Below are 19471 nucleotides of genomic sequence, written 5' to 3'. Positions count from 1 at the left end.
TTACCAGTCAACAGTGACCTGTTACCAGTCAACAGTGACCAATCTTCCCTATTGCCTATTGCCTATTGCCTATTGCCTATTGCCTGTTGCCTTTTGCCTTTTGCCTATTCCCTATTCCCTATTCCCTTGACCAGTGACCAGTGATCAGTGACCAGTAAACAGTGACCAGTGAACAGTGACCAGTAAACAGTTACCAGTTACCAGTCAACAGTGACCTGTTACCAGTCAACAGTGACCAATCTTCCCTATTGCCTATTGCCTATTGCCTATTGCCTATTGCCTGTTGCCTTTTGCCTTTTGCCTATTCCCTATTCCCTATTCCCTCTTGCCTTCCTCTCCCCTATTCACTGATGACTGGTTACTGATAACTGATCACTGTAAAAGCTGTTATGCTAAGTTTTATGAAGTTTCTTAATCCAACCGGAGAACACTATGGAGCTGCCTATTCCTGAGTCTGTTAAACCCTGGCTCAACTTTTTTCATCCTGCTTTAATGTTTGTTTTGCTTGCTCTAACCGTTTATGCCCTGTATTTAGGGATTCAAATTCGCCGAACCCGCAGTGCTGAAGGTGAGGTCAAAAAAGAATTAATCAAAGGGAAGTTTAACCTCAAACACCATCAAGTTGGCTCTCTGTTGCTGGCTTTTATGGTGTTAGGAACTTTGGGAGGAATGGCAGTCACCTATATTAACAACAATAAATTATTTGTCGGCCCACACCTACTCGCAGGACTAGGAATGACCGGGATGATTGCTATTTCAGCCTCTTTAACGCCCTGGATGCAAAAAGGATTTGATTGGGCCAGATACACTCACATTGCCCTCAATGTCACCTTGCTGGGATTATTTAGCTGGCAAGCCTTAAGCGGAATTGAAATTCTCCAGCGTATTATCAGCAAAATGTAAACCCAATGTAGACTTTGTGCTGAAACTGGGACTGATCATCAGTAAGAGGCAAAAGGGAAAGGAAGCCGAAAAAACCATCTCCGTTTCCAGAGCCTTTAACCTTTTGCCTTCTTGCTGTGAGCTTCATTTCGTCTCAACTCATGGCTTTTTTGCGCTTTCCCTGAGTCAGAAAGGCAAGATTCTCTGTCGTATGAAAATCCATCTGAGTTTTGTAACTTAAGCGTCGAGACACTTGCTTGACAATTTGAGCCAAAAGGCGATCGCCTGTTTTTTGAATGATCGACTCAGACATTGCCAGAATAAACTTAGGAAACTTCACCCCAACATACAAATCTAATGTCCATTGCGCCCCAGTAATGGCGATTGGACGTTGAGCGGGCTTGATCCCCTGTTCTTGACAAAATTCATCAATGGGCAATTCCACTAATTTCATCGTCGCTTGAAAATCAATTTCATATCCCGGAGGAGTATAACCGGGAATGGGAACACTACGAATGCGGTAGATTCCTTGTTCATCGGGTGGGACTAACTCTAAGCCAATCCGAGCCTCAACCTGATAGCCAAAGGAACCAAAACGACCAATTAACAGATCATAGGAGTTCTCGCCGATAGGCTGAGTTTGCATGGGTTCCGCACACCGACAAAACCAACCTTGATGGTTGCTGAGATATTCCCCAACCCGATCTAAGTCAGCATACATTTCCATGCAATCCTCAAACCGAGTGTAGAACCAAGTGGGTTCAACCTGATCTAATCCCACTCTATCGGTCTGTTCCGCTTGAGGAAAACTCAAAGCGTCAGTTAAAAACTCTTCAGAAATCGCTGCCGATTGTAGGTTAACCGAATTTTGGTGCATCATGGGTTCTCCTGCCATATGATCTGCCTAACTCCAGAATGCCTTTTCTTAAGGTCTGATGGCTACAATGAATATACTGAACTTTTGAAATTTACCCTGATACAGTTTAACGTCTATACTCAGCATATTCATCTAGAGTTGACCTGATAATCGCTACTAACTAGAGGAAAAAAATCATCCCCTCAAGGGGTGACAAGTAACTTGAAAGGTAGACTAGGTGTTCGGTGCAAGGTTTTGGAGCTAGGGAAAATGCAGGCTGTCCGGGAAGGACTGTTGGTGACTCCCGCCCTAATTCCCTATTTCTAATTTTTAGATTTTTTTCCCAACCCCCGCCTGTGAAATACCGATATTCAGCTCATCGTCGCGGATTAAACGTTTTCGAGGTTTATTTTTCTCATCTGCGAGAAACCTTACGACTACGGGAGTCTTTACGGTAGATCCTATGCTGACCTCCTCTCAATTGCTAAAATTGACCGAAAAAAACCTCCAATGGGCGGAAGCTCAATTAAGTTGGATTGTTTGACGCTCCCATCGCGCTCAAGCGAGGATTCTCAGTTCTTTGAGTGAACTTACTAAATCTAAGTTTCCTTATCAATAGCCTCGGTTCTTCTCTCCCTGAGCGTTGATTCCTGTCCGCCCGACAGTATTTTTAGTGCTAAGTTGAGAATATTTCTGGCTGCGTTCTCATCTCTATCTAACACTGTTCCACAACTACAAACATGAGTTCTAACTGATAGCGATTTTTTGACTCTTTGACCACAATTAGAACAGTCTTGAGAAGTATAATTAGGGGCAACAGCTACTACTTGCTTTTCAAAGAGTTGAGCAAAATATTCTAACCCTTCTCGAAACTGAGTCCAACCAGCATCAGATATCGACTTTGCTAAACAATGGTTTTTAACCATGTTTTTAACACTTAAATCTTCGTAAGCTATCAAATCGTTAGATTGAACTACGCACCTTGCCAGTTTAACAACAAAGTCTTTACGCTGCCTAGAAATTTTTAAATGTTTGCGTCCAAGTTTAGCTCGGTTTTTATGATATCGTTTTGACTGTGTTTGACCTCTTTTGTGCTTTCTAGAAAGTCTTTTTTGTAGACGTTTTAAGCCTTTCTCACTTTTTCTGAGATATCTAGGGTTCTCTATTTGATTCCCTTCGGAATCTGTGTAAAAATGATTAAGACCTACATCTAACCCAATTTGTCTTCCTGTAAACTCAACAGATTCTTTCCGCTCAACATCAATACAGAACTGAGCGTAATAACCATCGGCTCTACGAACTAAACGAATCCGCTTAATTTGTTCTTTTTGATAAGAGTTTAAATCTCTTGAGCCTACAAGCTTAAGTTTACCTATTCCTGTTTGGTCAGTAATAGTTAAAGTTTTTCGGTCTTCAGAAAGTTTCCATCCCGAAGTTTTATACTCAACTGAACGACTAAACTTTTTAAATTTTGGGTATCCTTTCTTACCCAAAACTTTCCCTTTGCAGTTGTTAAAGAATCTACTGATACTAAGCCAAGCCCTTTCAGCCATAGACTGTCGAGCCATTGAGTTTAACTTAGCAACAAAAGGGTATTCAGGATGAGCAGCTAAAATTTTGCAATACTTATTGAGAGAGAATCGATTAACTTTTTCCTCTTTAGGTGCATCCATCCAATAACGTAAACATTTATTTCTGATGAATTGTCCTGTCCGTATCGCTTCATCTACTGCTGCAAACTGATGTTTGTGTGCTTTAAGTTTCAACTCGCAAACCAACATTGCATCGACCTTTCACAACTGCTACGATGATGATAACATTTTAGCTGTACAGATGACAAGCAAGCCAGAGAAAATATATAACAGTAGTCGCAGGGCTGTATACAGTATCACTGTTCACCTGGTCTTTGTGACGAAGTATCGACGCAAAATCCTTAATGAAGCCATGATACGGAGGTTAGGCGAAGTTTTTAGATCTGTCGCAGAAAAATGGGATTCTCAGCTTATAGAATTTAATGGGGAATCAGACCATGTTCATTTACTACTTAGCTATCCTCCACACAAACTATTAAGCAACTTAATCGCTAATCTAAAAGCCACAGCATCTAAAACACTGTGGCGAGAGTTTGAAACTGAACTTGCTCAAACTTACGGGAAACGAGTTCTATGGACAGGTTCTTATTTTGTTGCGAGTTGTGGTGGCGTTACAATTGAACAACTTAAAGTCTATGTCCAAAATCAAGATTGTCCGGATTCATCCCATCACTAAAAGTGAGGGTCTTCTCCGGACGGCAGATAAAGTCTCAAATGAGGAGCAATAGAAGCGATGACAGTCGATAAATACCAGGTTTTAGTCGAGCAACGTTACGCACGGGCTGGATTTGTTTTAACTCAACTGATTGAAACCGAATGGCGACGGGTGTTGCGAGAACTCGATTCCCTGGATATAGACTCAGGTGATGTATCGAGAGCGGCTCGTTTGATCGGACAATATCAAATGCTCGATCAATTAATGGCGGCTTTGTCAGAAGGGAGTTTGAGTTCGGATTATGAAATAGAAGCTCAATGGCGCCATAAACTGGTTGAACGGGTGATCGAAGGATTTGGTCTACAGATGAATACACCTCCATCCTCACTCAGAAGATACAAAAGTCTAGCCCAACAAGTCGCTGAGATTTGTGGACTTGAGGTGATCGAGGACTAAAATCTTGAAAAGAAGATCGGGGAGGATCAACTCGCTCTACAACTCAATCTTCTCCTCCCCCATTCTTCAACTGGAAGCGGAGAGTTCCTGGACTAAGATAAAAGGCTGGACAATCAAAGCATTAAACCGTTTAGCCCGGTTATCATTCCAAGCGCTCACCTGTTGAGCAGAGGGTTTGGCAATCAGTTGTTCACTGATCCAATGCTGTACAGAAGATGTATTATCGTTCGCGATCGCTTCGCCGACATCAAGTAAATCCATTGTCTCGTTGACAACCACAACCGCATCGCGATCATTATGGGGAATCAACCATTCCCATGTCGCTTCATCTAAATTTTCTGCAAGTTGTTCTCTCAATTCCTGCATAATATTTCCTGTGTTCTTCGCTACAGCCTTCTAGAAAGACATTCTGTTAGTCTAACGCTAGATCTACAGGTTTTGTCGTTTCAAATTAGACTCGCTCACCGCCCTAAGTCATGCAACCCGTTAAGAATATCAGCACATTTTTGGGTGATTGCTTCGAGTTCTTGGCGTTGAGTTGAACGAGGCGGATCAATCAGCTCACCCACACGCACCGTTACAGGAACAGGTCGAGGCATCCCAGAGCCTTCTTGAAGTATGGCATGAGTTCCCCATACACAGACGGGTAATAAAGGTGCTTCTGCTTTAGCTGCAATTAAAGCTGCACCCAGTTTCGGGTTGTGAATGCGACCATCTGGAGTGCGCGTCCCTTCCATAAATAAACCTGCCGCCCAACCTTGTTCTAGATAATCAAGAGCGGCCCGAATGGCGCTGCGGTCTGAGGCTCCCCGTTTCACCGGATAAGCCCCATACAAGCGGATGGCATCCTTCAAAATGGGAACTTTGAAGAGTTCTTCTTTTGCCATGAATGCCACCGGCCTTGCCATAGAGCTAGCAACGATAGGGGGATCGAAATCACTCGCATGATTACTAACGATAATCACTCGTCCCTGCTGAGGCATCCGTTCCAATCCATGAATCCGTCCTCGAAAGTACAGATGAAACATCGGTCTGACAACTGACTGCCTGAACAGTTGGTAGAAAAATAAACTCTTGAGGGGTTCTCGATTCGCCACTGCTGATGAACTTTTGATCAGAATTGATATTAGACTATCAGGTTTTTGACCCCGTTTGATGACTTAAAACCTTCAGGGGGCGACAAGGTACTCAAAAGCCTTGTCCAGAGGCTGTTAGGGCGGTTTTCCTTTGAAAAAAAAAGGCCCGTTGTCGAGCTAGTCACCTCAGCCTTACTCGCCCCAGGGCTGGCGCAATTCTAAGCAAGAAATTGTCGGGGTTGATGGACCGAAGTTTTTCTAGAAGGAACACCTCTGCTCATTGCATCAGGTGCAGTCGGTCGATCAATGGGAATTATCATCCATTCTCCGGCGGAATCTGAAGATTTTAGTCGGTTAAAAAATCCATAATCATGTTAATGGATGAAGCAACTAGCGCTTTGGATAATCGCACTCAAGCGATTGCTTCTGAAAGTTTAGCTCAGTATTTGTCTACTGTAGCCATTGTCAGACAATAAAAACAGTAGGTCAGGCTTCAAAAGTTAAACCCAACCTACAAATTAATTAGTTCCGATTTTTAGAACTCTGATGCGAGAGAGTCGAAGGAAGGGGAATCTCATCGCCCAATTCATAAGCTGTTTCTATCCATAAACGCTTCGCATCCTCAATATTTTCCATAATTTACTCAATCGTTTCGCCTTGAGTTAGACATCCTGAAAGGTCTTTAATTTCTGCTACATATCCTCCCTCTGGTTCGGGATAAAGGGTAATTGGATAGAGTAAATTGAAATAATAATCGAGTGATTCACGTTTCGTCTTGATGTTCTGCATACCATTTCTAGAAGATCCTATAAACAGTAGTAGGTTGGGTTGAACAAAGTGAAACCCAAAAATCCTCTGAGAATGTTGGGTCTCGTGAACTCGACACCAACCTACAAATAAATTAGTTCCAATTTCTAGAAGTCAAAGTTACAAATTGCATCCCCATCATTTGAATAAGGATTTTGCAAACATTCTAATTCTTGAATCCTCTCCGCCTGAGTTCGGACAACCATTTCCAATTGTTGAATCTGTTCTTTAGATTCTTTATCCTCAACTCGGTGTAATTGTTCAAACTGACGAGATTTAACGTGTTCCTCAACTACCATTAGCTTCAACATCTTCTCTAACACTTGATCGCATTTTTCGAGGAATTCAAGCGGGTTTGGCTGGTTCGCCGCAAGACTAAGCAACTGAACAGGTAGGGAAGATTGAGTCATAATACTCTTTTCCAATAACAGTAGGGTTGATTCTTCTAACTTAGTACGGACTTCCAGACGACAGAGTAAGTGTGATCCAGATATGAAGTTTTGTTAAGGCTTGCGATAAGTTCCACCTTCCTCACAACCAGAAAGTCTTTCTCCATTAATCCATTGATAGGAGTTAGGCTTTTTCCCATTCTGTGATTTACGTTTGCGAAAAGCCGTAAAACTTAAAGTGATAAGTTCGGATGTCGTATTGTAGTATTCAGTCAGTTTATCACTAAGTAATTGATTTTTTGTAGATGATTCAGCTATTATGAATACAGCACATGAAAATAATAAAAGCTCTTTCCATGAATATTTAATTTTCTGTACACTGATGTAATGAAGAAAGTTTTTAAGTTCAAGCTTTGACTCTATAAGATTAAGATGACGAGGATTGTAGTTAATACATAATTTTTCAACGGTCTTTAAAACTTTCTTTGACTTGGGAATTGAGGCGACAGAATAATCAGTCAAGCACTCCATAAATACTAGGTCTGTGTCTTCTATTAAAATTTGCTCGAATAAATCTTGATCAGACTGGAATCTATATTTTTCTTTGGCTAAACCCGAGAAAATCTTTTGAAGAAACTTACTTTCTTCAGATTGATCTTGGTTGAAGTTAGATAGAAACATAGGAAGTGCTGAATGAACTTGGTAAGTATACTTTTCTCCGAGGATAACGACTTCCCATAAAAGTTTATAAGATTTTGCAACTTGAAAGGCTGCTTTTGTTTTCATGGGAGCAATACCTTGATCTTCACAATACTGTTCAAATTTAGACGCTTGTAGAGATGCTTTACTACTAAACAGAGTTCTCCAAGCTTTGGCAACAAGAGCATTACTATCTCTCAATTCATCCCAATACTGTTTTTGATCTTCAGTTAAATCCAAGCTGAGAAAGGAATCACTAGGCAAATTTTCTATCAGTTGAGCAATTTTCTCTACTGTCTCATTATCTGTTTTAACCATGTTAAATTCCTCTAAATGTCAATTGAAAACTTTAAATACAGCCTTCTTACACTATAGAGGCTGATAACAGACAAGTGTTAAGGATAGTTACTAATTTTTTGCCAAACACCAACCGACGTCCCCCGTTGCGGTACGCTAAAGAATGGACAAAAAAGCAACGATAACAAGCGATCGCACACAGCATGACAACCGTATCTGCCCCCAGTCGAACCGTTCGGATCGGTTCACGCAAAAGTCAACTCGCACTCGTCCAAACCTATTGGGTGCAAGCCGAACTTCAGAAGCACTTCCCCGATATCGAATTTGAAGTGCATACCATGTCTACCCAGGGTGATAAAATCCTTGATGTGGCTCTTGCTAAAATTGGGGATAAAGGACTCTTTACCAAAGAACTCGAAGTTGGGATGATCAACCATGAAACCGACATCGCCGTTCACTCCCTCAAAGATCTTCCCACAAACCTCCCCGAAGGATTAATGTTAGGATGCGTCACGGAACGGGAAGATCCCGCAGATGCGTTAGTTGTTCACGAAAAACACAAAGACAAACAACTGGAAACCCTCCCCGAAGGTGCCGTTATCGGGACTTCTTCTCTGCGGAGACTCGCCCAACTGCGTCACCACTTCCCCCATTTTGAATTTAAAGATATTCGCGGCAACCTCAACACTCGCCTAGAAAAACTCGACGAAGGCGGCTATGATGCGATTATTTTAGCAGTGGCAGGACTGACACGTTTAGGAATGGGCGATCGCATTCATCAAATTATTTCCTCTGATGTTTCCCTACACGCTGTTGGACAAGGGGCTTTAGGGATAGAATGTCGGGATGGAGATGAGAATATTTTAGAAGTGATCAAAGTCTTAGAACATACTCCCACCGCCCAACGTTGTCACGCTGAACGGGCTTTTTTACGAGAATTAGAAGGCGGTTGTCAGGTTCCCATTGGTGTAAATAGCCAAGTGGAAAATAACCAATTGACGTTAATTGGAATGGTTGCCAGTTTAGACGGAAAACGCCTCATTCGAGATACCGTTATTGGAGAAGCAAGCAACGCCGAACAATTGGGAATTGATCTGGCTCATCGTTTAAGAGAACAAGGCGCTAAGGAAATTTTAGATCAAATCTTTGCGGAAATTCAACGGCATTGACATACTCCCCGCAATAAATTAGCGGGGATTCTGGATTCAAACAACAGTAGCAGGAAAATCCTGTCTTACACCGTCTAATCCAAGAGTCGATGCCCCGACTCTCTTGATATTCAGAGAAGCATTCTCATCGCGTCCGTTGATATTTGAACAGCACGGACAACGCCATTCTCTGGTTTTCAATTCCAGTTTTTCTAAAACGTGACCGCAGTGAAAACAGGTCTTACTCGAGGGATACCATTGGTCAATAAAGACTAATAGTTTCCCTTTTTTTGTGGCAACCCATTCGAGTATTTCGATGAATTCACCAAAAGCTAAGTCCCCTATTTTTCGACCCCAAAGCCGTTGCATTCCTTTGAGGTTTAAAGTCTCAAAACAGAGAACATCAAACTGTTCGGTGAGATTGTGAGCAATTTTCCAGAACCAGTCCCGGCGACGGTTGACAACTTTTTCGTGCTGTCTAACCAAATGTTTCCTCGCTTTCTCCCAGTTATTAGAACCTTTTCGCTTTTTAGATAAGCTTCGAGAAGCTTTTTTAACATCGTTGAGAGCTTGTTTTAAAAACTGTGGCGACTGAATAGAGAAACCTTCAGAACCGGTTAAAAAAGTCTTCAGTCCAAAGTCAAATCCAGCGATTTTACCCGTCTTTGATTTGACTTCTAGTTTGCTGCCAGTATCAACAACAATCACTAAAAACATCTCACCCAAAGGTGTTCTCTTGACCGTTACAGTTTTAACCTTCCCTTTGATGTTTTGTGAATTCCAAAACTGATAGACCTTGCTGCCTATCTTGATTCTATTGCCACCGAGGAATTTGTATCCCGCTTGCTTTAATGTGAATGACTTGTACTTTTTAACTTTCTTGAAATTCGGGGGTCTAACTCCTTTCTTGTTGTGTTTAAAAAATAATTGGTAGGCTTTTTCAATGCGTTGACAGATATCTTGAGCAGATTGAGAGCCTACTAATTGCCAGAACTTGTGACCTTTTCTTAACTTGGCAATATGTTTCTGAAGTTTGGCACAGTTTAAGTGTTTGCCCCACATCCGGTAGTACCGTTTATGCAAGGCGATACAGTGATTATAGATCACTCCTGCGGCGTTGATAGTGAGCTTGAGATATCTATTTCGCTTGTGTTGATAGAACTTAAACTTTAGTGTTTTCATGGTTGATTATGATACCCTAAACTGTAGGCTATTGCAACCTGTCAACATGAAATCAACATACAGGCACTTGAATTATGCTGTCGGAAACGCTACTGTACACCTAGCGCGCGATTTCTTGTCGTCGGAAAAGGTTGTTTGATCGAAACGAAGCCTTAAAGCTAAGATGTATAGAGGTTTTTCAGTCGGTAGCTAATGACAACAAGTGGATAATTAAAGCAATGGAGGTCGCCTCAGATCATGTTCATCTTTTAGTGGAATATGACCCGCATCATTCTATTGCTCAAGTTGTTAAAGCTTTTCAAGGTAGAACGTCTCGATTTCTCAGGAAAGAGTTTCCAGAATTGTTAAAACTTCCTAGCTTGTGGACGCATTCTTATCTGTTTGATACTACCGGAAAAATAAGTAGAAAAAAAAATACTTGAATACATCAATGCTCCTCATCATGGATAACATTTCACCGACGAATAAATTCGTCTCCCTCGCTTATATCCCCCGGATAAATCGCGGGGGCTTTACGCTTCGCCCCCGTAATTCAGTGAACACCGGATCACTGATGTAGGGGCGGGTTCCGAACAAATCTAGATCTTCCCCTGGAAAACTTTGATAAACCCGCCCCTTACAGTCAACTGTTTTTATAAGGATTAGGTGTGAGAAATGAGGAATTAGAAAGAACGATAACAATATCTTTTCTAACTCCTCACCCCTATGACTGAAAAACTTGATCCTTTTCTAACGGCTTTGAAGTTTACCCTCAAATGGGAAGGCGGCGGCGGACATCCCCAAGATTTAGGCGGTGTGATTCAATATGGCATTACACAGGCGACGTTTGACACTTATCGCCGTCGTCAAGGTTTACCGTTAAAATCAGTGGTTGATATTACTCCCTCAGAAGTTGAACAAGTTTACTTAGAGATGTATTGGAAACCCTCAAAAGCAGACTTGATGGTGTTACCTTTGGCTGTTGCTCATTTTGATACGGCTGTGAATTTTAACGTTAAAGGAAGTGTTGAATTTCTACAAGAAGCCATTGGGGGATTAACAATAGATGGGAGTTTCGGCCCGAAAACCCAAGCCGCTTTAGAACAGAATAACACCTTTGAAACGGCTCAACGCTATTGTCAAGCGCGGATTAATTATCGCTATCAACGAGTTCAAGTGAACGCTTCTCAGGAAATTTTTCTCGAAGGATGGCTAAAACGGGATCGGGATTTATTGCGTTATCTCTCGCAACTGCAAGAAGATTCACAAACTCAAACTCCGGCTCCGATGGAAACCATTTCAGGCGATCGCAATTCCCCAAATATTGTAGACAAATTAGAGCAAGCGATCAACTTACTCCAAGACGTCTTAGATGAACTCAAGCAGTCCAAAGTCGTAGAAGGGAAATCAGAGAATTGAGGAGAAAAAGCAGCAAATGTCAGAAATCTTTAAAAATTCTGCGGCTTGATTAAAAAGGGTTCCCAATTAGCACAACCCTTGTCTAGTAATGAATCTAGCCTTTTGCTTCCCGCTTATCTTTGATTCAAATCCGACTTACAAACCTCCAAAATTTTGCGATCCGCTTGACTTATAGACTCAATCGGGTAAAATCCCTCTAGAGAAACGCTCTGATCTGCGCCCCCTGAAGTGGAGGCTGCCACAAATGAGGGATTAAAACCAATCGCGTAGGGGTGCGTTTCTTGAGTGTAACTATCGATCACGGTTAAAGCTAACCCATTGCCTTGAGGCGTACCCCAAAAACAATCAAACGAAGAATGCGGCATATAGAAAGCACCCACCATCCGACCCTGGTTAACCTCAAACACCATGTAAGCCTGACCCAGTTGATCCCGTTGGGGAGATTGGCCATAGAGATAAGTGCCATTGGCCAGAAAAGGTGTTCCCGGTTGAAAAGACTGAGCAATAACCTCATCAGATTTGGACTGATTGATGGGATGAGCGAGCGCCATCTGCACCTGCAAGGGAGTATTAAATAGGCTAATTATTAAGACAAAGAAAAAAGTGATAGGATTGCAGTGATTTAAGAAATTGCTATGAGGCTCCCCTTGACACCCAGAATCAAGCAATTGATCTCGTTGCATTTTTGATAATCCTCAAACATGATGGTAAATAGGGCAAAAGAAACAAGATTGGTGTGAGTTTGTCTTGACCCAAAAGTAATCGACCCTATTTCCAACATACAATAAGAAATAGAGGGCTGCTATAATCCGTCTAGCCTAACTGAGTTGAATAGGCCTCTACTGTATCAAAATATTCAAACAGTCGGCTTTCTGACGAGATCAAAACCCATCAATAGAAATGTTAAGAAATACGGTAGAATCGTTGAGAATCTCAAACCGACCAATCGTCGATTGAGGGGTAGAGTCTGTCTTCTCACAGGTGACTGCTGTTAGGGCCAAATTTTGATCTAGCCTCTCAGTTTGACTGCTGCTGTTGAAAGACAACCGTGAGTAGGCGATAAACTCAATAGAGTTAGCCGACACACGAAGAAGCAAACCGCTTGTGTCAGGAGATGATTAGGGTGTGTAGTTCGCCCAGATAGAAATCAAAACTCTATCCAAACCAAGTCTTTGTCTCACTTGTTGATCAAACTTGGAACTATGGTGACTTACGAAGCATAGTACCGGAACGCAAAGTCAATCATGCGAATTCTATTTGTAGCTGCTGAAGCCTCACCTTTGGCTAAAGTGGGTGGCATGGGAGATGTCGTCGGCGCTTTACCAAAAGTGCTGCGGGCAATGGGACACGATGTCAGGGTATTCATGCCCTATTACGGTTTCCTCCCCGATAAACTGGAAATTCCCACCGAACCCATTTGGTGGGGAAATGCCATGTATCAAAAATTTGCAGTCTATGAAACGAGACTGCCAAAATCAGACGTACCACTCTACCTGTTTGGGCATCCTTCCTTTATGCCTCGTCGTGTCTACTACGGAGAAGACGAAGAGTGGCGTTTCACCTTATTTGCCAATGGTGCGGCTGAATTTACCTGGAATTACTGGAAACCGGAGATTATTCACTGCCACGACTGGCACACAGCCATGATTCCAGTCTGGATGAACGAAACCCCAGACGTTAAAACCATTTTCACCATTCACAATTTAGCCTATCAAGGGCCTTGGCGGTGGTTCCTGGAACGGATTACCTGGTGTCCTTGGTACATGGAAGGTCATAACGTCATGGCGGCGGCGGTACAGTTTGCTGATGAAGTGACAACCGTTTCTCCCACCTATGCCGAACAAATTCAAACGGCTGCTTACGGTGAAACTCTTGAAGGTTTACTCTCTTTTGTCAGTGGTAAACTCTCAGGTGTTCTCAACGGTATCGATGTCGAAACCTATAACCCGGAAACCGATCGCTTTATTGTCGAAAACTATAACGCCGATACCATTGATCGACGTAAAGCCAATAAGATCGCATTGCAAGAAGAACTGGGGTTAGTCGTAGACTCCGGCGTATTTTTGATCGGGATGGTCAGCCGACTGGTTGAACAAAAAGGACTTGATCTGGTGATTCAAATTATGGATCAGTTCTTGTCTTATACCGATGCCCAGCTTGTGGTTTTGGGAACAGGCGATCGCTATTATGAAACCCAAATGTGGCAGATGGCGTCTCGTTATCCGGGTCGGATGGCGAGTCATATTCTGTTTAATGAAGCCTTATCTCGGCGGATTTATTCGGGTTGCGATGCCTTGATCATGCCCAGTCGCTTTGAACCTTGCGGAATTAGCCAAATGTTAGCGATGCGTTATGGCTGTGTTCCCATTGTCCGGCGTACAGGTGGACTCGTTGATACGGTTTCCTACAATGACCCTACGAATGATACGGGTACGGGTTACTGTTTTGATCGTTATGAACCGATGGACTTCCTCACAGCGATGATTCGTGCGTTAGAAGCCTATCGTCATAAAGACCAATGGAAAAAGCTGCAACAACGGGGAATGTGGCAAAACTTTAGTTGGGAAAAGTCAGCTTACGAGTACATCAAAATCTATAACCGAGTTCTGGGAACTCAATACGATGGACAACCCGCCGAACAAAGCCCAACTTCTAGTGTAACGGTTTAGTTTTCAAGCGTTCAAAGTTCAAGCTTTTAAGTCGATGATTTAACTTGAATTTTGAACGCTTTGCCCGTAAAGTGTCTGTGAACTCGAAAGTGCCGATACTTCCACCCTCGCTCGCACCAAGCCGAACAGATAATCAGATCACCCTATTGATTGTTTTATGTTTCTCAGAGTGGAAGTAGAAGATCCTCTAAGTGTGAGACAGTAGAAGCATTAGCAAAAATAACAATAGCTTATATTCATTTCAAGGCATAGCAGGCGGCAACTATGAAAATCCTCAAAACACAAACCCTTTACGGCCCAAACTTCTGGAGTATCAATCATCCTCATCTGATCGTCATTCAACTCGATGTAGAAGACCTCAGCGATCGCCTCTCCAACCAGATCCCCGACTTCTACAATCAACTCGTTAAGACGCTTCCCGGTTTGATCGAACATCACGGATCTCGGGGGTATCGGGGCGGCTTTTTGCAACAGATGCAAGAGGGAATCTCCATCGCACAGGTGATTCAACACGTTGCCCTTGAGTTGCAAATTTTAGCACAAATGCCTGTTTCTTTTGGTCGGACTCGCCCCAGCGCTACGCCTGAAATTTATCGGGTGGCTTTTGAGTATAAAAATCCTCGGGCGGGACGCTATGCGGCTAGGGCGGCTTTGCGTCTGTGTCAGAGTTTAATCGATCAAAGCTATTATCCGCAAGTTGAACTGGAAATTGATCTCGAAGATTTACAAGAAATTCAAGTCGAAGATGCCCTCGGCCCGACAACAGAAGCGATTGTTAATCAAGCCCAAAAACGTGGGATTCCTTGGCAAGAATTACCCGTTCGTCATGTTGTACAACTGGGTTATGGTAAATATCAGCGTCGCATTCAAGCCGCTCAAACTGACCAAACTCACATTCTCGGAATTGAATTTGCAGGAGATAAACAAGCCACCAAAATCCTGCTGCGAGAAGCTTGTTTACCCACACCTCTCGGAGAAGTGATTTATTATTTTGATGAACTCGAAGATGCCATTGATCGGGTTGGGGGTTTTCCGATTGTGATTAAACCCCTTGATGGAAATCATGGACGGGGAATTACTTTAAATATTAACAGTTGGGAAGATGCAGAAAATGCCTATGATTTAGCCAAAGAAGAATCAAAAGCAGGCGGGATTTTAGTTGAACGATTTTATCGCGGTCAAGATTATCGGGTTTTAGTGATTAATGGTAAAGTAGAAGCGGTTGCTGAACGAGTTCCGGCTCATGTAATTGGCGATGGTCACTCAACGATTCAGGAATTAGTCGAAGACATAAACCGTCATCCTCATCGGGGAAATGGTCACGAAAATATTCTAACTCGCATTGAAATAGATGGTCATACCGATGATGTTCTTGCCCAACAAGGCTATGTTCTTGATAGCATTTTAGAAGAAGATGAAATCTGTTATCTCAAAGCGACAGCGAACCTCAGTACAGGTGGAATTGCCATTGATCGCACTGATGAAATTCACCCGGAAACCGTTTGGATGGCTGAACGAGCGGCTAAAATTGTGGGGTTAGATATTGCCGGAATTGATATCACTTGTACAGATATTAGTCGCCCTCTTAAAGAGGTTGATGGGGTGATTATTGAGGTGAATGCTGCACCGGGTTTGCGAATGCACTTACAACCCAGTCAAGGAAAACCGCGTGATGTCACGTCTCCGATTTTAGAGATGCTTTATCCGCCGGGATCTGCTTATCGAATTCCCATTATTGCGATCACCGGAACCAATGGAAAAACCACCACTACTCGTCTAATTGCTCATATTTTTAAACAGACTAAAAAAGTGATTGGTTATACGACAACAGACGGGACTTATATCGGAGAATATTTGTTAGATTCCGGTGATAATACCGGACGTCAAAGCGCTCAAATTATTCTCAATGATCCAACCGTTGAAGTGGCAGTATTAGAAACAGCAAGAGGCGGAATTTTAAGGTCGGGGTTAGGGTTTGATCGCTCGGATGTGGGCGTGGTTTTAAATGTGGCAGCCGATCATTTGGGGTTAGAAGATATTAACACCCTCGAAGAGATGGCACTGGTGAAAAGTGTCGTCGCTGAAGCCACCGATGAAAACGGTTATGCGGTGTTGAATGCTGATGATCCCTTAGTCGCAAATATGGCAAAATGGGTCAAAGGAAAGGTGGCTTATTTTTCCATGAATCCTGAAAATCCAATCATTCAAGAACATCTGCGAAAAGGAGTAATTGCGGCGATTTATGACGGGGGTTTTCTAACGTTTTGCAACGGACAAGATACCATCCAAGTTGAACAAATGGTGAATGTTCCTTCAACTTTGCGGGGTTTGGTTTCTTTTATGATTTCCAATGTGTTAGCGGCGAGTTTGGCGGCTTATGTTCAGGGGGTGAGTGTTGAAAATATTAGTACAGGATTACGAACGTTTCAAGTCTCTTTAGACCAAACTCCTGGGCGGATGAATTTGATTGAATTGGGCAAGTTTCATGTTTTAATTGATTATGCTCACAATCCGGCGGGTTATCAAGCGATTGGTGAATTTATTCGTCAGTGGTCAGAGGGTGAACGAATTGGGGTGATTGGAGGTCCTGGCAATCGCCGTGATCAAGATTTAAAAGAATTAGGACGGTTAGCTACCCAGATGTTTGATTGGGTGATTATCAAAGAAGATGATGATACCCGCGATCGCCCTCGCGGAGAAGCAGCCCGTTTAATTCGGGAGGGAATTTGCCAAGAAAAACCTCAGTTTAAATATGAGGAAATTTTGGATGAAACGGAAGCCATTCAAGCCGCTTTAGCAGAAGCTTCAGAAGGTAGTTTAGTCGTGATTTTTCCAGAGAGTGTTAAACGAGCGATCGCGTTGTTGCAGTAATCTGTTTAATGGGGGTTTTTACCCTCAATGATTTTTTCAAAGAATTAAAATTTTAGACAAAATACAATGAGTCCAACCAATCAAACGATTAACTGGGATGGAATTTGTAACGAACTCTCGGGACTAGAGATCATTCGCGATCGCAACCAACTGACTAAACTCTCCCAAGATTATTATCACTTTAGCCCGATTTTACAGCCCTTATTACAGGATAAAATCGCTGATTTAGTTGTTCGTCCCCTCAACGAAACCGAAGTCTTAAAAGTCGCTAAAATTTGCGTTCAATACCAAATTCCCCTCACGGTTCGAGGGGCGGGAACAGGAAATTATGGGCAATGTATTCCCCTAGAAGGCGGAATTGTTTTAGACTTATCCAAAATGAATCAAATTAACTGGATAAAACCGGGGTTAGCTTCCGTTGAACCGGGAGTAAAATTAGCCGCCTTTGATAAACAAGCCCGTGAACAAGGTTGGGAATTACGCATGGTTCCTTCAACTTATCGAACCGCAACAATAGGCGGGTTTATTGGGGGTGGAAGTGGTGGAATTGGTTCGATTAATTATGGACAATTACGCGATCGCGGAAATCTGCAAGCGGTGCGGGTTGTTACGATGGAAAATGAACCCCGTGTGCTAGAATTAAGAGGGGATGATGTACAAAAAGTTAATCATGCTTATGGCACCAATGGGATTATTACCGCCTTAGAAATTCCCCTCGCCCCTGCTTATCCTTGGGCTGAATTCATTGTGATTTTTGATGATTTTATGAACTCGGCACGTTTTGGTCAAGCGTTAGGATATTCGGATGGAATTATCAAAAAATTAATCTGTATTTGTGCGTCTCCCATTCCCTCTTATTTTGCAGCCTTTCGAGAAGAAATTCCTCAAGGAAAACATTGTGCATTATTAATCGTTGCTGAACCCAGTTTAGAAGCCTTTCTAGATTTAGTAAGAGAATTTAACGGTGAAATCTGCTATCAAAAATCAGCCCAAGAAGCCAATAAAGGCACAACCGTTATCGAATATACTTGGAATCATACCACATTACACGCTCGTAGTGCGGACCCGTCTTTAAGCTATTTACAGGCGTTATTTCCCTTCGATCCTGAGTTAAAACTCATCGAACATTGTTATCATCATTTTGGGGATGAAGTGATGCTGCATTTAGAGTATTTAAGAACTCAAGGACAAATGCTTCCGGCTGCATTACAAGTGGTTCGGTTTACAACAGAAGAACGGTTAAATGAGATTATTCGCTATCACGAAGAAAAAGGAATTTTGATTTTTAATCCTCACACCTATATTTTAGAAGATGGGGGAATGAAAACGATTAATATTGAACAATTAGAGTTTAAAAAACAAGTCGATCCGCACGGTTTATTAAACCCCGGAAAAATGAAAGCGTGGCTTGAACATTAAACGTAAAATACGTTATTGCGATCGCGTAACGCATCAATTTTTAAACAGTAGGATGGGTTAGTTCCAGGTAACACATCCTACAATGGAGTGAATTTTATGAAATCAAATTAATTCAATATATTGGAGGAATCCAACCTGTGATACTTCTGTTGATTATTCAAAACCTATTTCAGTCAAAAATCTGATTAGAAAAATTAATAATTGCTCTATTAAGTCATTCAATATGTCACAATATGAACAAGTAGAGTTAACATCCAATTATGGCGATTAATTTAAGCAAGGGTGAAAGAATCAATCTCTCCAAAGAAGCGCCCGGATTAAAAACAGCCGGGATTGGTTTAGGATGGGATACAAACGCCACCGACACAGGTGCAGCCTTTGACTTGGATACTTCCGTCTTTATGTTAGGAGGAAATGGGAAAATTCCCAACGAAAAATACTTTGTCTTCTACAATAACTTAGAGTCCCCCGATGGTTCAGTCAAACATCTCGGAGATAGTCGAACAGGAGAGGGCGCAGGCGATGACGAAACCGTTCAAATTGATTTAACAAAAGTCGAAGCTGCGGTTCAAGAAATCATCTTTATTGTGACGATACACGAAGCCGACACCCGACGTCAAAACTTTGGACAAGTTCGCAATTCTTTTATCAGAATTTACGATGAAACTACCCAACAAGAAATTGCCAAATATGAACTAGAAGAAGATTTTTCCAGAGAGACTGCGATTGAGTTTGGGAGGCTTTATAAAAAAGATGGAGAGTGGAGATTTCAAGCCGTAGGAGAAGGCTATAACTCCGGCTTACAAAGCTTTGTAGATAAATACGCTTCTTAGATTTTATCTAAGAAAATAAACTTGCATAAAAGAGGAGCTTATAAAAACGAATGAGCTTCTCTTTTACCTAAACAGACGGGAATTTATATGATATCCGACTCATCAATAATCCTCTTCGTAGGGGCTGGTTTTTACAGTTTACAGTTATACAGTTATCAGTTATCAGTATTAAATGTAGGGGCGGGTTTAGACAGTGAACAGTTAACAGTAACCAGTGACCAGTGAACCCGAAGGGTGACTGT

The 19471-nt window shown here is 42.2% G+C and carries 19 protein-coding genes and 1 pseudogene; 10 read left to right on the top strand and 10 right to left on the bottom strand.

Going from position 1 to position 19471, the window contains the following annotated elements:
* The first annotated feature begins 432 nt into the window (after window positions 1-432).
* A complete protein-coding gene (locus VB836_RS28460) occupies window positions 433-903 on the top strand; it encodes a DUF4079 domain-containing protein (protein ID WP_323224664.1) in 471 nt (156 codons plus the stop codon).
* 133 nt (window positions 904-1036) lie between these two features.
* On the opposite strand, the gene VB836_RS28455 is transcribed toward VB836_RS28460, so the two are convergent.
* Together VB836_RS28455 and VB836_RS28450 are read right to left on the bottom strand one after the other, a co-directional pair.
* Window positions 1037-1777: a DUF1997 domain-containing protein gene (locus VB836_RS28455; protein ID WP_323224662.1), complete on the bottom strand. Its 741-nt coding sequence runs from the start codon at window positions 1775-1777 to the stop codon at window positions 1037-1039.
* 560 nt (window positions 1778-2337) lie between these two features.
* Window positions 2338-3519 (bottom strand): RNA-guided endonuclease InsQ/TnpB family protein, encoded by a 1182-nt coding sequence (locus tag VB836_RS28450; RefSeq protein WP_323224660.1) that lies wholly within the window; start codon window positions 3517-3519, stop codon window positions 2338-2340.
* A gap of 52 nt (window positions 3520-3571) precedes the next feature.
* Here VB836_RS28450 and tnpA (VB836_RS28445) point away from each other — a divergent pair, with 52 nt between their 5' ends.
* Both tnpA (VB836_RS28445) and VB836_RS28440 read left to right on the top strand, forming a co-directional pair.
* The gene (tnpA, locus tag VB836_RS28445; protein WP_323224658.1) at window positions 3572-4006 is read left to right on the top strand and encodes an IS200/IS605 family transposase; all 435 of its coding nucleotides are present in this window, start codon (window positions 3572-3574) and stop codon (window positions 4004-4006) included.
* Window positions 4007-4063: 57 nt separating this feature from the next.
* Window positions 4064-4441, top strand: coding sequence for a hypothetical protein (locus VB836_RS28440; protein WP_323224656.1), 378 nt, complete (start codon window positions 4064-4066; stop codon window positions 4439-4441).
* 66 nt (window positions 4442-4507) lie between these two features.
* Here the strand turns inward: VB836_RS28440 and VB836_RS28435 are convergent, their stop codons facing one another.
* From VB836_RS28435 to VB836_RS28415, 6 genes are all read right to left on the bottom strand, one after another.
* Window positions 4508-4807: a DUF2288 domain-containing protein gene (locus VB836_RS28435; RefSeq protein ID WP_046277452.1), complete on the bottom strand. Its 300-nt coding sequence runs from the start codon at window positions 4805-4807 to the stop codon at window positions 4508-4510.
* Between the two features lie 95 nt (window positions 4808-4902).
* Entirely contained in the window at window positions 4903-5469 is a 567-nt protein-coding gene (locus VB836_RS28430; protein ID WP_323224653.1) for a lysophospholipid acyltransferase family protein, read from the bottom strand.
* Window positions 5470-6039: 570 nt separating this feature from the next.
* Window positions 6040-6153: a type II toxin-antitoxin system HicB family antitoxin gene (locus VB836_RS30445; protein ID WP_407659782.1), complete on the bottom strand. Its 114-nt coding sequence runs from the start codon at window positions 6151-6153 to the stop codon at window positions 6040-6042.
* 3 nt (window positions 6154-6156) lie between these two features.
* Window positions 6157-6306: a type II toxin-antitoxin system HicB family antitoxin gene (locus tag VB836_RS28425; protein WP_323224651.1), complete on the bottom strand. Its 150-nt coding sequence runs from the start codon at window positions 6304-6306 to the stop codon at window positions 6157-6159.
* Between the two features lie 125 nt (window positions 6307-6431).
* Entirely contained in the window at window positions 6432-6734 is a 303-nt protein-coding gene (locus tag VB836_RS28420) for a hypothetical protein (RefSeq protein WP_323224650.1), read from the bottom strand.
* Window positions 6735-6827: 93 nt separating this feature from the next.
* A complete protein-coding gene (locus VB836_RS28415; RefSeq protein ID WP_046278592.1) occupies window positions 6828-7730 on the bottom strand; it encodes a hypothetical protein in 903 nt (300 codons plus the stop codon).
* Between the two features lie 182 nt (window positions 7731-7912).
* Between VB836_RS28415 and hemC the strand changes: the two genes are divergently transcribed.
* Window positions 7913-8878, top strand: coding sequence for a hydroxymethylbilane synthase (gene hemC, locus VB836_RS28410; RefSeq protein WP_323224648.1), 966 nt, complete (start codon window positions 7913-7915; stop codon window positions 8876-8878).
* A gap of 36 nt (window positions 8879-8914) precedes the next feature.
* Here hemC and VB836_RS28405 read toward each other — a convergent pair whose 3' ends face one another.
* Window positions 8915-10039: an RNA-guided endonuclease InsQ/TnpB family protein gene (locus VB836_RS28405; RefSeq protein ID WP_323224645.1), complete on the bottom strand. Its 1125-nt coding sequence runs from the start codon at window positions 10037-10039 to the stop codon at window positions 8915-8917.
* 46 nt (window positions 10040-10085) lie between these two features.
* Here VB836_RS28405 and tnpA (VB836_RS28400) point away from each other — a divergent pair.
* Both tnpA (VB836_RS28400) and VB836_RS28395 read left to right on the top strand, forming a co-directional pair.
* Window positions 10086-10489, top strand: a pseudogene (tnpA, locus tag VB836_RS28400) (IS200/IS605 family transposase).
* A gap of 255 nt (window positions 10490-10744) precedes the next feature.
* Complete coding sequence (locus tag VB836_RS28395; protein WP_323224643.1) at window positions 10745-11437, top strand: glycoside hydrolase family 108 protein; 693 nt, start codon at window positions 10745-10747, stop codon at window positions 11435-11437.
* A 113-nt stretch (window positions 11438-11550) separates the two neighbouring features.
* On the opposite strand, the gene VB836_RS28390 is transcribed toward VB836_RS28395, so the two are convergent.
* Window positions 11551-12120 (bottom strand): hypothetical protein, encoded by a 570-nt coding sequence (locus VB836_RS28390; protein ID WP_323224641.1) that lies wholly within the window; start codon window positions 12118-12120, stop codon window positions 11551-11553.
* Between the two features lie 561 nt (window positions 12121-12681).
* Here VB836_RS28390 and glgA point away from each other — a divergent pair.
* The 4 genes from glgA to VB836_RS28370 all read left to right on the top strand — a co-directional run bounded on the left by glgA (window position 12682) and on the right by VB836_RS28370 (window position 19229).
* Window positions 12682-14106, top strand: coding sequence for a glycogen synthase GlgA (gene glgA, locus VB836_RS28385; protein ID WP_046278589.1), 1425 nt, complete (start codon window positions 12682-12684; stop codon window positions 14104-14106).
* Between the two features lie 264 nt (window positions 14107-14370).
* Window positions 14371-16977, top strand: coding sequence for a cyanophycin synthetase (gene cphA / locus VB836_RS28380; RefSeq protein ID WP_323224639.1), 2607 nt, complete (start codon window positions 14371-14373; stop codon window positions 16975-16977).
* A 66-nt stretch (window positions 16978-17043) separates the two neighbouring features.
* On the top strand, window positions 17044-18396 hold the full coding sequence (locus VB836_RS28375) for an FAD-binding oxidoreductase (protein WP_323224637.1): 1353 nt from the start codon (window positions 17044-17046) through the stop codon (window positions 18394-18396).
* A 260-nt stretch (window positions 18397-18656) separates the two neighbouring features.
* Window positions 18657-19229: a TerD family protein gene (locus VB836_RS28370; protein WP_323224635.1), complete on the top strand. Its 573-nt coding sequence runs from the start codon at window positions 18657-18659 to the stop codon at window positions 19227-19229.
* Window positions 19230-19471 lie beyond the last annotated feature (242 nt).

The organism is Limnoraphis robusta BA-68 BA1 (assembly GCF_034932365.1).
GTDB lineage: Bacteria > Cyanobacteriota > Cyanobacteriia > Cyanobacteriales > Microcoleaceae > Capilliphycus > Capilliphycus robustus.
The sequence above is the reverse complement of the archived record's forward strand: the minus strand, read 5'-3'. Positions and strand labels throughout refer to the sequence as shown.